12 protein-coding genes are annotated in these 12,224 nt (G+C 70.3%); 3 read left to right on the forward strand and 9 right to left on the reverse strand.

Annotation, left to right across the window (positions count from 1 at the left end):
- Positions 1–126: 126 nt before the first annotated feature.
- Together ACTWQR_RS23005 and ACTWQR_RS23010 are read right to left on the reverse strand one after the other, a co-directional pair.
- Positions 127–612 (reverse strand): F0F1 ATP synthase subunit B family protein, encoded by a 486-nt coding sequence (locus ACTWQR_RS23005; protein WP_443229014.1) that lies wholly within the window; start codon positions 610–612, stop codon positions 127–129.
- Between the two features lie 96 nt (positions 613–708).
- Positions 709–1,449 (reverse strand): class I SAM-dependent DNA methyltransferase, encoded by a 741-nt coding sequence (locus ACTWQR_RS23010; protein ID WP_443229015.1) that lies wholly within the window; start codon positions 1,447–1,449, stop codon positions 709–711.
- Between the two features lie 154 nt (positions 1,450–1,603).
- On the opposite strand from ACTWQR_RS23010, the gene ACTWQR_RS23015 reads away from it, so the two are divergent.
- Complete coding sequence (locus tag ACTWQR_RS23015) at positions 1,604–2,314, forward strand: MerR family transcriptional regulator (RefSeq protein WP_443229016.1); 711 nt, start codon at positions 1,604–1,606, stop codon at positions 2,312–2,314.
- Between the two features lie 15 nt (positions 2,315–2,329).
- On the opposite strand, the gene ACTWQR_RS23020 is transcribed toward ACTWQR_RS23015, so the two are convergent.
- The 6 genes from ACTWQR_RS23020 to ACTWQR_RS23045 form a co-directional block, all read right to left on the reverse strand.
- Entirely contained in the window at positions 2,330–3,055 is a 726-nt protein-coding gene (locus ACTWQR_RS23020) for an SDR family NAD(P)-dependent oxidoreductase (protein WP_443229017.1), read from the reverse strand.
- A 71-nt stretch (positions 3,056–3,126) separates the two neighbouring features.
- The gene (locus tag ACTWQR_RS23025) at positions 3,127–5,328 is read right to left on the reverse strand and encodes a 3-hydroxyacyl-CoA dehydrogenase NAD-binding domain-containing protein (protein ID WP_443229018.1); all 2,202 of its coding nucleotides are present in this window, start codon (positions 5,326–5,328) and stop codon (positions 3,127–3,129) included.
- 31 nt (positions 5,329–5,359) lie between these two features.
- Positions 5,360–6,574: an acetyl-CoA C-acetyltransferase gene (locus tag ACTWQR_RS23030; RefSeq protein ID WP_443229019.1), complete on the reverse strand. Its 1,215-nt coding sequence runs from the start codon at positions 6,572–6,574 to the stop codon at positions 5,360–5,362.
- A gap of 84 nt (positions 6,575–6,658) precedes the next feature.
- Positions 6,659–7,801, reverse strand: a complete 1,143-nt coding sequence (locus ACTWQR_RS23035) for an acyl-CoA dehydrogenase family protein (RefSeq protein ID WP_443229020.1) — start codon at positions 7,799–7,801, stop codon at positions 6,659–6,661.
- Positions 7,798–8,949: a CaiB/BaiF CoA transferase family protein gene (locus tag ACTWQR_RS23040; protein WP_443229021.1), complete on the reverse strand. Its 1,152-nt coding sequence runs from the start codon at positions 8,947–8,949 to the stop codon at positions 7,798–7,800. The genes ACTWQR_RS23035 and ACTWQR_RS23040 overlap by 4 nt, the downstream gene beginning before the upstream one ends.
- Before the next feature lie 157 nt (positions 8,950–9,106).
- A complete protein-coding gene (locus tag ACTWQR_RS23045; RefSeq protein ID WP_443229022.1) occupies positions 9,107–9,487 on the reverse strand; it encodes an MmcQ/YjbR family DNA-binding protein in 381 nt (126 codons plus the stop codon).
- 113 nt (positions 9,488–9,600) lie between these two features.
- On the opposite strand from ACTWQR_RS23045, the gene ACTWQR_RS23050 reads away from it, so the two are divergent.
- Positions 9,601–10,809, forward strand: a complete 1,209-nt coding sequence (locus ACTWQR_RS23050) for a saccharopine dehydrogenase family protein (RefSeq protein WP_443229023.1) — start codon at positions 9,601–9,603, stop codon at positions 10,807–10,809.
- 165 nt (positions 10,810–10,974) lie between these two features.
- Positions 10,975–11,871: an adenosine kinase gene (locus ACTWQR_RS23055; RefSeq protein WP_443229024.1), complete on the forward strand. Its 897-nt coding sequence runs from the start codon at positions 10,975–10,977 to the stop codon at positions 11,869–11,871.
- On the opposite strand, the gene mmpA is transcribed toward ACTWQR_RS23055, so the two are convergent.
- Positions 11,858–11,998, reverse strand: coding sequence for a morphogenic membrane protein MmpA (gene mmpA / locus ACTWQR_RS23060; RefSeq protein WP_443229025.1), 141 nt, complete (start codon positions 11,996–11,998; stop codon positions 11,858–11,860). The two genes, ACTWQR_RS23055 and mmpA, sit on opposite strands and share 14 nt — an antisense overlap.
- Positions 11,999–12,224: the final 226 nt, after the last annotated feature.

Here is a 12,224-nt window from a genome sequence, read left to right on the forward strand (position 1 = left end):
CCGTGGACAGGGCCGGGCCCACAGGGACCTAGCGCTCCGCGAGGGCCGGTGAACGGGTGCGGGTCAGTGAGGGCTGGTCGCGCAGTTCCCCGCGCCCCCTTGGGGCGCGCCCCGGCATGGGCGGCACTAAGCAGTGCCAGATCTTGGCTCTGCGCGGGCCGAGATCTGCTCCCCCACTATTCGGCTCGCCAGGTCCGAGGCCAACTCCGAGATCTGCATGCGGAGTTCGGCTTCGGCGCTGGCGCGTTCGGATTCGATGCGGGCGTGGCCCTCGGCTAGTACGGCGTCGCGTTCGCGGTGGCCTTCGGTACGGGTCGCCGCGATGATGACGGCGCCCTCCTCGGCGGCCTGCTGCCGGATCCGGGCCGCGTCGTGCCGGGCCTCGGCCAGCGCCGCCTCCGCCTCGGCCCCCTTCACCTCGGCGTATGCCCGTACCGCCTCGGCCCGTTCGGTCGCGCCTCTGGTCGCGTCGTCTCGTGCGTCGAGTACCCGTTGTATCCGGGGCAGCACCCGGAGGAAGAACAGAAAGACCGCGGCGAACAGCGGCAACGCGACGAGGAGATCCTGGACCTTCGGATTGAGTGGGCCTATGGGGTAAGGAATGAGATCCATGACCATGGATTACCCGCTCATGCGTGCGCATCAACGCGCATCTGCGCCAGAGTTGACTGGAAGTCACCGGTTTCGACCTCGAGCCCACCGCGGTCGTCAGTCGGCGGGCTTCTCCCAGACCGAGACGTGTCGGCTGCTCTCGCTGGTGAACGGCGCGCGCGTCCAGTCCTCCCACCGGTGGCGCAGCCGCAGTCCGGCGAGCCGCGCCATCAGGTCCAGCTCGGCCGGCCACACGTACCGGAACGGGACGGACCAGTACTCGGCCCGCCCGTCGACGATCGTGACGTAGTTCGAACTCATCGCCTGGGTGGCGACGTCGTAGGTGTCGAACGCCCACCGCGTCGGGCTGATGTGGAACGGCACCGCGTTCTGCCCCGGCGGCAGTCGGCGCAGCTCCGGCACGCCCACCTCGACGACGAAACAGCCGCCGGGCCTCAGGTGGGCGGCGGCGTTGCGGAAGCAGGCCACCTGGGCGTCCTGCGTCGTCAGGTTGTTGATCGTGTTGAAGACGAGGTAGGCGGCCGCGAACGTGCCCGCCACCCGAGTCGTCGCGAAGTCGCCGATGGCCACGTCGATGGCGTCGCCGCCCGGCTTGGCGCGCAGCCGGGCCACCATGGCACGGGACATGTCGATGCCGTGCACCGTGACCCCGCGGCGGGCCAGCGGAAGCGCGATCCGGCCGGTTCCGATGCCGAGTTCGAGCGCCCGGCCGTCTCCCGCGAGTTCGGCCAGCACGTCGACCGCCGGGTCCACCGCCTCCGGCTGGAACATGTCCGCCGACGACTCGTCATAGGTGGCCGCGATGTCCTCACCGAAGAAGCCGTCCTCATCCTGCATGCCGGGACCGTACCGCCGGGGGCCCGGCCGACGCGCCCGATTTTCCTGGGGCGGACAGGGCTCCGAGAAACGTGACTCCCTGGGGCGCTTTCACAACACTGGTGAGACAGCAATACTGTTGCACCGCACCGGAGCACCACCCGAAGGAGCAGCCATGACGACGGGCACCGAGGAGCCGACGCTCACCGTCGACGAACTGGCCGCGCGTGCGGGCGTCACGGTCCGCACGGTCCGCTTCTACAGCACCAAGGGGCTGTTGCCGCCGCCCGTGATCGGTCCGCGCCGGGTGGGTCACTACGGCCAGGAGCACCTGTCGCGGCTCGCGCTCATCGAGGAGTTGCAGCATCAGGGGATGACGCTGGCCGGCATCGAGCGCTATCTCCAGCAGTTGCCGGAGGGGCTCACCACCCAGGATCTGGCCATCCACCGTGCCGTGGTGGCCTCTTGGGCGCCCGACTCGGCGGAGGAGGCGAGCCGCGTGGAGCTGGAGCGCCGGGCGGGGCGGCCGCTGAGCGAGCAGGATCTGGCGCGGCTCGTCGCGATGAGCGTCGTCAGGGAGGCGGCCGCCCCGGGCACGTACCGGGTCGACCTCGGGCTGCTGCGGCTCGGGGTCCAGCTGCTCGACGTACCGATCGCGCACGAGACGATCCTCGCCGCGCGCACGGTCCTGATGGAACACACGCGCGCCGCGGCCCACGAGCTGTCCCTGCTGTTCCGGGACGAGGTGTCCGAGCAAGAGTCGGTGGCCGCTGTGAAGGACCTGTCGGCGCACATGCAACCCCTCGTGGTGCAGGCGCTGTTGACGACCTTTCAGCGCTCCCTCAAGGAGGAGCTGCGGGAGTGGCTCAAGGAGTCCGAGTCCTGATCGCCACACCCGGACTCACCAGTACGCCGATCCGCCTGCCACGTTGAGCGTCTGGCCGGTCAGGAAGCCGCTGCCCTCGTCGACGACGTACAGCAGCGTGGAGACGAGATCGGACGGCTCCTGCGTTCTGGGCACGGCCTGTTGGGCGCGGACGTGCTCGAAGTCGCGGTCCGCGCGGACCGGGTGCTCGGCAGTGGCGGTGCGGACCAGGCTCGGCGCGATCGCGTTGACCGTGATGCCGTACGGGCCGAGTGCCGAGGCGAGTGCACGGGTGAACCCCACCAGGCCGGCCTTCGAGGCGACGTACGCCACCATCGTGGGCGGTGCGGTGAGGACGGTCGCCGAGGCGATGTTCACGATGCGGCCCCAGCCCGCGGCCTTCAGGTGGGGCAGCACGGCACGGGTCAGCAGGAACGGCGCCTCCAGATTGACGCGCATGACGTGCCGCCACTCCTCCGGCGTGGTGTCCTCGAAGGCCGACTGCGGGTGTACGCCCGCGTTGTTGACCAGGACGTGCAGGGTGCCGAATCGGTCGAGCACTCGCTCCAGGGCCGCGTGGAGCTGAGTCTCGTCGGTGACGTCGGCAATCAACTCCACGTAGTCCAGGATTCGTTCGGCCGTGTCGGGCTGCGGGGCGAGGTCGAGTCCGGCGACCCGGTAGCCGCGCCCCGCGAGCGCGACGGCGAACTCCTGTCCGAGGCCCTGTGCCGCTCCGGTCACCAGGGCGGTCCGCGTCTCCATGGGGCGAGTGTGATGACGCGTCAGGCACTCGGCAAGAGCCTGTTCCGGTCGCCGGACCGCCCACCCCTATGTCACGCGTCGCTGAACCGCTCCCCCTTCTCCGCCTTCTCCACGAGCAGCGCCGGCGGCGTGAACCTCTCCCCGTAGCGCTCGGCGAGTTCACGCGCGCGTGCCACGAATCCGGGCAGGCCGACAGCCTCTCCGGGGCCGCCCTCGTACCCGTTGATGTACTGCAGGACGCCACCCGTCCAGCCAGGGAAGCCGATCCCGAAGAGGGACCCGATGTTGGCGTCGGCGACGGAGGTCAGGACGCCCTCCTCCAGGAGCTTCACGGTGTCCAGCGCCTCGGAGAAGAGCATGCGCTCCTGCATGTCACGGAACGGGATCTCGGCTCCCGCGCGCGTGAAGTGCTCCCGCAGGCCCGGCCAGAGCCCGGCCCGCTTCCCGTCCACGTACTCGTAGAAGCCAGCGCCGCCGCTGCGTCCGGTACGCCCGAACTCGTCGACCATCCGGTCGATGACCGCGTCGGCGGGGTGGGTCGCCCAGGTGCCACCCGTCTCCTCGACGGCGCGCTTCGACTCGGCGCGGATCTTGCGCGGCAGGGTGAGCGTCAGCTCGTCCATGAGGGAGAGCACCTTGGCCGGGTAGCCCGCCTGAGCCGCCGCCTGCTCGACGGACGCGGGCTCGATGCCCTCGCCGACCATCGCCACGCCCTCGTTGAGGAAGTGCCCGATGACCCGGGAGGTGAAGAAGCCGCGCGAGTCATTGACGACGATCGGGGTCTTCCTGATCTGCCGTACGAGGTCGAAGGCGCGCGCGAGGGCCTCGTCACCGGTCCGCTCGCCCTTGATGATCTCGACGAGCGGCATCTTGTCGACGGGCGAGAAGAAGTGCAGTCCGATGAAGTCGGTCTGCCGATCGACGCCTTCGGCGAGGACGGTGATCGGCAGGGTCGAGGTGTTGGAGCACAGCAGCGCGTCCGGCTCGACGATGTGCTGGATCTCCTGGAACACCTTGTGCTTGAGCGCCGGGTCCTCGAAGACCGCCTCGATGACCGCGTCACAGCCGGCCACGTCCTGAGGGTCGGCGGCGGGCGTGATGCGGGCGAGCAGCGCGTCGGCCTTCTCCTGGGTCGTACGTCCCCGGGATACGGCCTTGGCGCAGAGCTTCTCGGAATAGCCCTTGCCCTTCGCCGCCGCCTCGGCCGACACGTCCTTCAGGACGACGTCGATGCCCGCGCGGGCGCACGAGTAGGCGATGCCCGCGCCCATCATCCCGGCGCCCAGGACGGCGACCTTGCGGACCTGGCGGGGCTCGACGCCCTTCGGGCGGTTGGCGCCGGAGTTGACGGCCTGGAGGTCGAAGAAGAACGCCTGGATCATGTTCTTGGACGTCTGGCCCGCGGCCAGCTCCACGAAGTAGCGCGCCTCGATGACCTGCGCGGTCTCGAAGTCGACCTGGGAGCCCTCGACGGCCGCGGCGAGGATGTCGCGAGGGGCGGGGTAGGGCGCGCCGTTCGTCTGCTTGCGCAGGGTGGCCGGGAAGGCGGGCAGGTTCGCCGCGAACTTCGGGTTGGACGGTGTGCCGCCCGGGATGCGGTAGCCCGGCTTGTCCCAGGGCTGCTTCGACTCGGGGTTGGCGTCGATGAAGGCGCGGGCCTTGGCGAGCATCTCCTCGCGGGTGGCCGCCACTTCGTGGACGAGGCCGTTCTCGAGCGCGTGCTGCGGGCTGTACTGGGTGCCCTGGAGGAGCACCTTCAGGAGCGCGTCGGCGATGCCCAGGAGGCGTACGGTCCTGACGACGCCGCCTCCTCCTGGGAGCAGGCCGAGCGTGACCTCGGGGCAGCCGATCTTGGAGCCGGGCGCGTCGAGGGCGACGCGGTGGTGGCAGGCCAGCGCGATCTCGTAACCGCCGCCCAGGGCCGCGCCGTTCATCGCGGCGACGACGGGCTTGCCGAGTGTCTCGATGCGGCGCAGGTCGCGCTTGATGGCGAGATTCGCGTCGAGGAGCTGCTGGGCGGTCCCGGGCGTGACCTGGATGAGTTCACGCAGGTCGCCGCCCGCGAAGAAGGTCTTCTTGGCGGAGGTGAGGACGATGCCGCGAACGGACTCGGGATCGGCCTGGACTGCCGCCTCCAGACGGTCGGCGATCGCGGTGAGCGACTCACGGAACGCCTGGTTCATGGTGTTCGCGGACTGGTTGGGGTCGTCGAGGACCAGGGTGACGACGCCGGTCTCGTCCTGTTCCCAGCGGATGGTGGTGCTCTCGGTCATGGCTGTTTTCTCCGTTAGGGGGACGGGACGTTCAGAGACGCTCGACGATCGTGGCGATGCCCATGCCGCCGCCGACGCACAGCGTGGCGAGGCCGAACCGCTTGTCCTGGCGCTCGAGTTCGTCGACGAGCGAGCCGAGGATCATCGCGCCGGTGGCGCCCAGCGGGTGGCCGAGGGCGATGGCGCCGCCGTTGACGTTGACCTTGTCCAGCGACAGGCCCATGTCCTTGGCGAAGCGCAGGACGACCGCCGCGAAGGCCTCGTTGATCTCGACGAGGTCGATGTCGTCGATGGTCAGCTGGGCCTTGGCGAGCGCCTTGCGGGTGGCGGGCGCGGGCCCGGTCAGCATGATGGTCGGCTCGGAGCCGGAGACGGCCGCGGAGACGATCCGCGCGCGCGGAGTGAGCCCGTAACGCTCACCGACCTCCTTCGAGCCGACGGCGACCAGCGAGGCACCGTCCACGATCCCGGACGAGTTGCCCGCATGGTGGACGTGGTCGATCTTCTCCACCCAGTGGTACCTCTGCAGCGCCACCGCGTCGAAGCCGCCCAGGTCGCCGATGTCCGCGAACGACGCCTTCAGTTTGGCCAGCGAGTCGGCGGTGGTGCCCGGGCGCAGATGCTCGTCGTGGTCGAGGACGACGAGTCCGCTGCGGTCCTTCACCGGGACGACGGACCGCTCGAAGCGACCGTCCTTCCAGGCCGCGGCCGCGCGCTCCTGGGACAGCGCCGCGTACTCGTCGACGTCCCGGCGGGTGAAGCCCTCGATGGTGGCGATGAGGTCGGCACCGATGCCCTGCGGTACGAAGTTGGTGGCGATGTTGGTCATCGGGTCGGCGAACCAGGCGCCGCCGTCGGAGGCCATCGGCACCCGGGACATCGACTCGACACCGCCCGCGAGCACCAGGTCCTCCCAGCCCGAACGGACCTTCATCGCGGCCAGGTTGACGGCTTCCAGGCCGGACGCACAGAAGCGGTTCTCCTGGACGCCGGCCACCGTGTCCGGCAGCCCGGCCGCGATGGCCGAGATCCGGGCGATGTCGGAGCCCTGGTCGCCGACCGGGCCGACGACGCCGAGCACGATGTCGTCGATGGCGGCCGGGTCGAGCCCCGGGAGGCGGGCTTGGATCTCGTGGATGAGCCCGACGACCAGGTCGACGGGCTTGGTGCCGTGCAGGGCGCCGTTCGCCTTGCCGCGGCCGCGCGGGGTGCGGATCGCGTCGTACACGTACGCTTCGGTGCTCACTGGTAAGCCTTTCAAGGAGAGCCAGTTCGAGGGGAGCCGGTTCGGGGAGAGCCGGTTCGCGGAGGGCCAGGAGAGCCGGCCGGTTCAGCCGAGCAGGGAGCGGCCGATGATCTCCTTCATGATCTCGGTCGTCCCGCCGTAGATGGTCTGGATGCGGCCATCGGTGAAGGCCCTGGCCACGCGGTACTCCGTCATGTAGCCGTAGCCGCCGTGCAGTTGGAGGCAGCGGTCCGCGACCCGCTTCTCCAGCTCGGTGGCCCACCACTTGGCCATCGAGGCGTGCACGGCGTCGAGTTCCCCGGTCGAGTGATCGACGACGCAGCGGTCGAGGAACGTCCGGGTGACGGCGCACTCGGTGGCCATCTCGGCTATCTCGAAGCGGATGTGCTGCAGCCGGGACAAGGGCCGCCCGAAGGCCTCGCGCTCCTTGACGTACTCCGTGGTGATCTCCAGCAGGTACTCGGCCGCGGCGATCCCGGCGACGGCGATGCTCAGGCGCTCCTGCGCGAGGTTCGTCATCAGATGGCCGAAGGCGCCGTTGAGCTCGCCGAGCAGGTTCTCCTTCGGGACGCGGACGTCGTTGAAGAACAACTCGGCGGTGTCCTGCGCCTTCTGACCGATCTTGTCGAGGTTGCGGCCGCGCTCGAAGCCGGCCATTCCCCGCTCGACGACCAGCAGGGAAAGCCCGCGCGCACCGCCCTCGGGGGTGGTCCTGGCGACGACGATCACGAGGTCGGCCAGGATCCCGTTGGAGATGAAGGTCTTGGAGCCGTTGAGCAGCCAGTGGTCGCCCCGGTCCTCGGCGTGCGTCCTGATGCCCTGGAGGTCGGATCCGGCGCCCGGTTCCGTCATGGCGATGGCGGTGATCAGCGTGCCGTCGCAGAACCCGGGCAGCCAGCGCCGCTTCCGCTCCTCGGTGGCGAGGCCGGTCAGATACGGCCCGATGATGTCGTTGTGCAGCCCGAGCGCGAGCCCGGAGGCTCCCGCGCGCGTGAACTCCTCGGCGAGTACGGCGCTGTAACGGAAGTCCGCGTTGCCCCCGCCCCCGTACTCCTGAGGCACAGCGAGCCCGAGCAGTCCCTGCTTCCCGGCCGCCCGCCACGCGTCCCGCGAGACGATGCCGTCCTTCTCCCACTGCTCGTAGTGCGGCAGCACCTCCTTGGCGAGGAAGGTCCGGACGGTCTCACGGAACGCGTCGTGCTCGGGCGCGAAGATCTGCCGCTTCATTCGGGGCTGCCCTTCGTACGGTCCTTCATGAGGTCCGGCACGTCCCAGTCGCGGGCCACGTCCGCGGCGTCGGCGCCCGGCTGGGCGGGCCCGCCGCGGACGGAGGTGCGGGTGGCGGAGAAGCGGGGTGCGGGGGCCGGCTGGGTGATGCCGCCGTGGTCGACGAAGGTGCCGCGGGCGGCGAGATGCGGATGGGCGGGTGCCTCGCGCAGCGACAGCACGGGGGCCACGCACGCGTCGGAGCCCTCGAATACCGCGGTCCACTCCTCCCGCGTACGTGTCTTGAAGCGGGCCGCGACCGCCTCGCGCAGCTCGCCCCAGCGGGACACGTCCTTGTGGGCAGGTGCCTGGTCCTTGATGCCGAGCAGGTCCACGAACTCCTCGTAGAACTGCCGCTCGAGCGCGCCCACCGCCATGTACTGGCCGTCGGCCGTCTCGTACGTCCCGTAGTAGGGGCAGCCGCCGTCGAGGAGGTTGGCGCCGCGCCGGTCCTGCCAGCCGCCGGCGGCCAGCATGCCGTGGATCATCGCGGCGAGGTGGGCCGCGCCGTCCACGATCGCCGCGTCCACGACCTGTCCGGTGCCGGTCGCGCGCGCGTGGTGGAGGGCGGCGAGGACGCCGACGACGAGGTAGAGCGAACCGCCGGCGTAGTCGCCGACGAGGTTCGCGGGGACGGCGGGCGGCTGGTCCGGCTCGCCGATCATGCCGAGTGTGCCGGTCAGCGCGATGTACGCGACGTCGTGCCCGGCGCGCTGGGCGAGCGGGCCGTCCTGGCCCCAGCCGGTCATCCGCCCGTAGACGAGCTTGGGGTTGCGGGCGTGGCAGGTCTCGGGGCCGACACCGAGCCGCTCGGCGACGCCCGGACGGTAGCCCTCGATCAGGATGTCGGCCCGTTCGACCAGGTCAAGGACACGGTCGGCGCCGTCGGCCGCCTTCAGATCGACGATCACGGACCGCTTGTTGCGGTTGCTGACGTCGTACTCCGGGTTGATCGGGAGTCCCACGCCGTTCGGCCGGTCCACGCGCACGACGTCGGCGCCCAGGTCGGCAAGGAGCATGGCGGCGAACGGGCCGGGCCCGATGCCCGCCAGCTCGACCACGCGCACCCCGGCGAGCGGGCCGTGCCCTGCCGTCCCTGACACTGTCATCAAGCCCCCAGCACTGTGACACAACTGATGTAACATCAGCGATGTTAAGAACGTGTTCCACTCCGCACAAGCCCTTGGCGAGCAAGCGCTTAGCCAATTCAGCGGACGACCTCGCGTGCGGCCTTGCGTGCGACCCTGCGGACGTCCCCGGGGTGGCTCAGCGCGTGTCCAGCTCCGCTATGAGCCTCTTCGGCGCGATGGTGCGGTAGCTCTCCTCGATCCAGTCGCACAGCAGCTCCGCGGCCGGGGCGTGCTGCTCCTCCAGCGGGATGCTCACCCAGCCCGCCTTGCCCAGGCCGTACCCGGCGGGCTCCGCTCCCGGTGCGGTCAGGGCGTGGGCGTGCGCCACCTCGTCCTTGAGCTTCACGGTGACGCCCATCGGGTAGCTGCCGTCGCTGACGCCCAGAAAGACGAACACCTTCTTGTTGACCTTCGCGACGGTCTCACCCCATGGGAACTCCTCGCCGGCGCCCGGCAGGCCGAGGGCGAACTCGCGCACTTTCTCCCACTTTTTCAGGGCGTTCTTCGTCGGGGCCACGACTGCCTCCGGGTCCTGGTCGGCCCCTCACACGGGGTCCTGGTTCGGCCGCTCGTACCTCACGCTAGCCTCAGCCACCGACAACGGCGCGGCGTGCACGGCTGAGAGGTGCCATGAGCAGGCAGGACAGGACGGAGCGCGCGTACGACATCGTGCTCTTCGGGGCCACGGGGTTCGTCGGAGCGCTCACCGCGGAGTACCTCGCCGCCCATGCGCCCGAGGGACTGCGCTGGGCGATCGCGGCACGCGACACCGCGAAGCTGGAACGGCTGCGGGGGCGGCTGGCGTCGATCGACCCGGCCTGCGCCGAACTCCCCGTGCTCCGGGCGGACGTCGCCGATCCGGCCTCCCTGAGTGAACTCGCGGAGCACGCGCGCGTGGTGGCCACGACCGTCGGGCCCTACCTCACGTACGGCGAGGACCTGGTCGCCGCCTGCGCGAACGCCGGCACCGACTATGTGGACCTCTGTGGGGAGCCCGAGTTCGTGGACCTCACGTACGTCCGGCACGACGCACGCGCGCGTGAGACCGGCGCGCGGCTGGTGCACGCCTGCGGCTTCGACTCGATTCCGCACGACCTGGGCGCGTACTTCACCGTGCGGCAGCTCCCCGAAGGGGTGCCGTTGACCGTGGACGGGTTCGTCCAGGCCGAGGGGATGTTCTCCGGCGGTACGTTCGCGTCCGCCCTCAACCAGTTCTCGCGCGGGCGGCACATGATCGCCGCCGCGCGGGACCGTAAGCGGCACGAACCGCGGGTGATGGGGCGGCGGGCGGCGGCGCCGCCGGGCGCTCCGCGGTACGCCAAAGAGGTGGGGGCGTGGGCCGTACCGCTGCCCACGATCGACGCGCGGATCGTTCAACGATCGGCCCGGGCACTGGAGCGGTACGGGCCCGAGTTCCGCTATCGGCACTACGCGGCCGTCGAGAGCCTGCCGATCGCGCTGGGCGGGGCGGCGGCGGCCGGCGCCGTCTTCGCGGCGGCGCAGGTACCGCCTGTACGGCGCTGGCTGTCCGATCGGCTGAGGCCGGGGGACGGGCCGAGCGAGGAGAAACGGGCCAAGAGCTGGTTCTCGGTGCGGTTCGTCGGTGAGGGTGGTGGGCGACGGGTGTTCACGGAGGTCTCGGGCGGGGACCCCGGTTACGGCGAGACCGCCAAGATGTTCGCCGAGTCCGCGTTGTGTTTGGCCTTCGATGACCTTCCCTCGACTTCGGGGCAGGTGACGACCGCGGTCGCCATGGGTGACTCGCTCATCGGACGGCTGCGCGGGGTGGGGATTGATTTCCGGGTTGCCGCGACGCGCTCCTCGGGAAAGGGCGTATGACAACTGCGGGCCGTTCGTGGCTGGTCACTCCCCCACTCTCGGCTTCTCCCCACTCTCGGCTTCGCTCGAGCGGGGGACCCCCATCGCGGCGGAGCCGCATGATGTCACAGCCCCCGCGCCCCTAATGGGGCGCCATCCTGAATCCTCGCCACCACAGGAGTGTCCTTGAGTGTCGAGACTGACGTCCTCGTCCTCGGCGGAGCCGGCGTCGACACGATCGTCTACGTGCCCGAGTTGCCGTTGCCGTTCGCCGACAGTCACATGGTGCCGGCGATCGAGACGCGGGCCGGACAGACCGGTGACTTCGTGGCCCTCGGGGTGCACGCGCTCGGGCTGCGTACGCATCACCTCGACATGGTGGGCGAGGATCACGCGGGTGACCTGGTCCGCGCGCTGCACCGAGACCGGGGCGTCGCGCTCACCGAGATCCCCCAGCCCGCCGGGACCAAGCGCGCGGTGAACCTCGTCGGCCCGGACGGGCGGCGGCTTTCGCTGTACGACAGCACGCGCGCGCGTGAAGCGGATCGGCTGCCCCCGGAGACGGTCCGGGCCCTCGCCGCGACGAGCCGGCACGCCCATGTCGCCATCACCCATCCCTGTGCCCATGCCCTCCCCGTGCTGCGCGAGGCGGGTGTGACCATCTCGACGGACCTGCACGACTGGGACGGCACGCAGGCCTACCACGAGGCGTTCGCCTATGAGGCCGACGTCGTCTTCCTGTCGACGGCAGAGCTGGCGAACCCGGAGAAGACCATGCGGCAGATCGCCGACCGGGGCCGGGCCCAGGTGGTCGTCGCCACTGCCGGGGCGGAGGGTGCGTACCAATTGCTGAACGGCGTGCTCAGCCACATCCCGGCCGCCGCGCCACCCGCGCCCGTCGTGGACTCGAACGGTGCCGGGGACGCCTTCGCGGCGGGCTATCTCTTCGGCCGGCTGACCGGCGAACCGCCCGAGCGGTGCGGCCTCTTCGGCGCGATCGCCGGGGCCTACGCGTGTACGGTGCCGGCGACCGGGGCCGACTTCATCGGCCGCGAGGAACTGCTCAGAGCTACCAGCCCGTGACCGTGTAGATCATCCCGGCGATCCAGGCGGCCCCGGCGAGGACCGCGAGCAGGAGTCCGGCCATCACGGCACGCTCGACGGGCTGGCTGGGGCTGGCGGCGGGCTTCGGAGCACGGTGTGTCGTCATGCGGTACAGCCTGCCGATCAGGGCAGCGCCCCGACATCCGTACAGATACTCAGAACCGGTACTCAGACCGCGTACCCCACGCACTCAGAACCGGTACTCAGCTTGGCGTTTAACGTCGCAGGTCACTCGACCTGCTGAGATCCTCGGAAACCGGCGGCACGTGACGCGGCCGTTCTTCACGCTTCGAGATGTCGAGTAACGAAGCACGAAAGAACGGCCGCTGCTA

It is taken from the genome of Streptomyces sp. 2A115 (assembly GCF_052245575.1).
Taxonomy (GTDB): domain Bacteria; phylum Actinomycetota; class Actinomycetes; order Streptomycetales; family Streptomycetaceae; genus Streptomyces.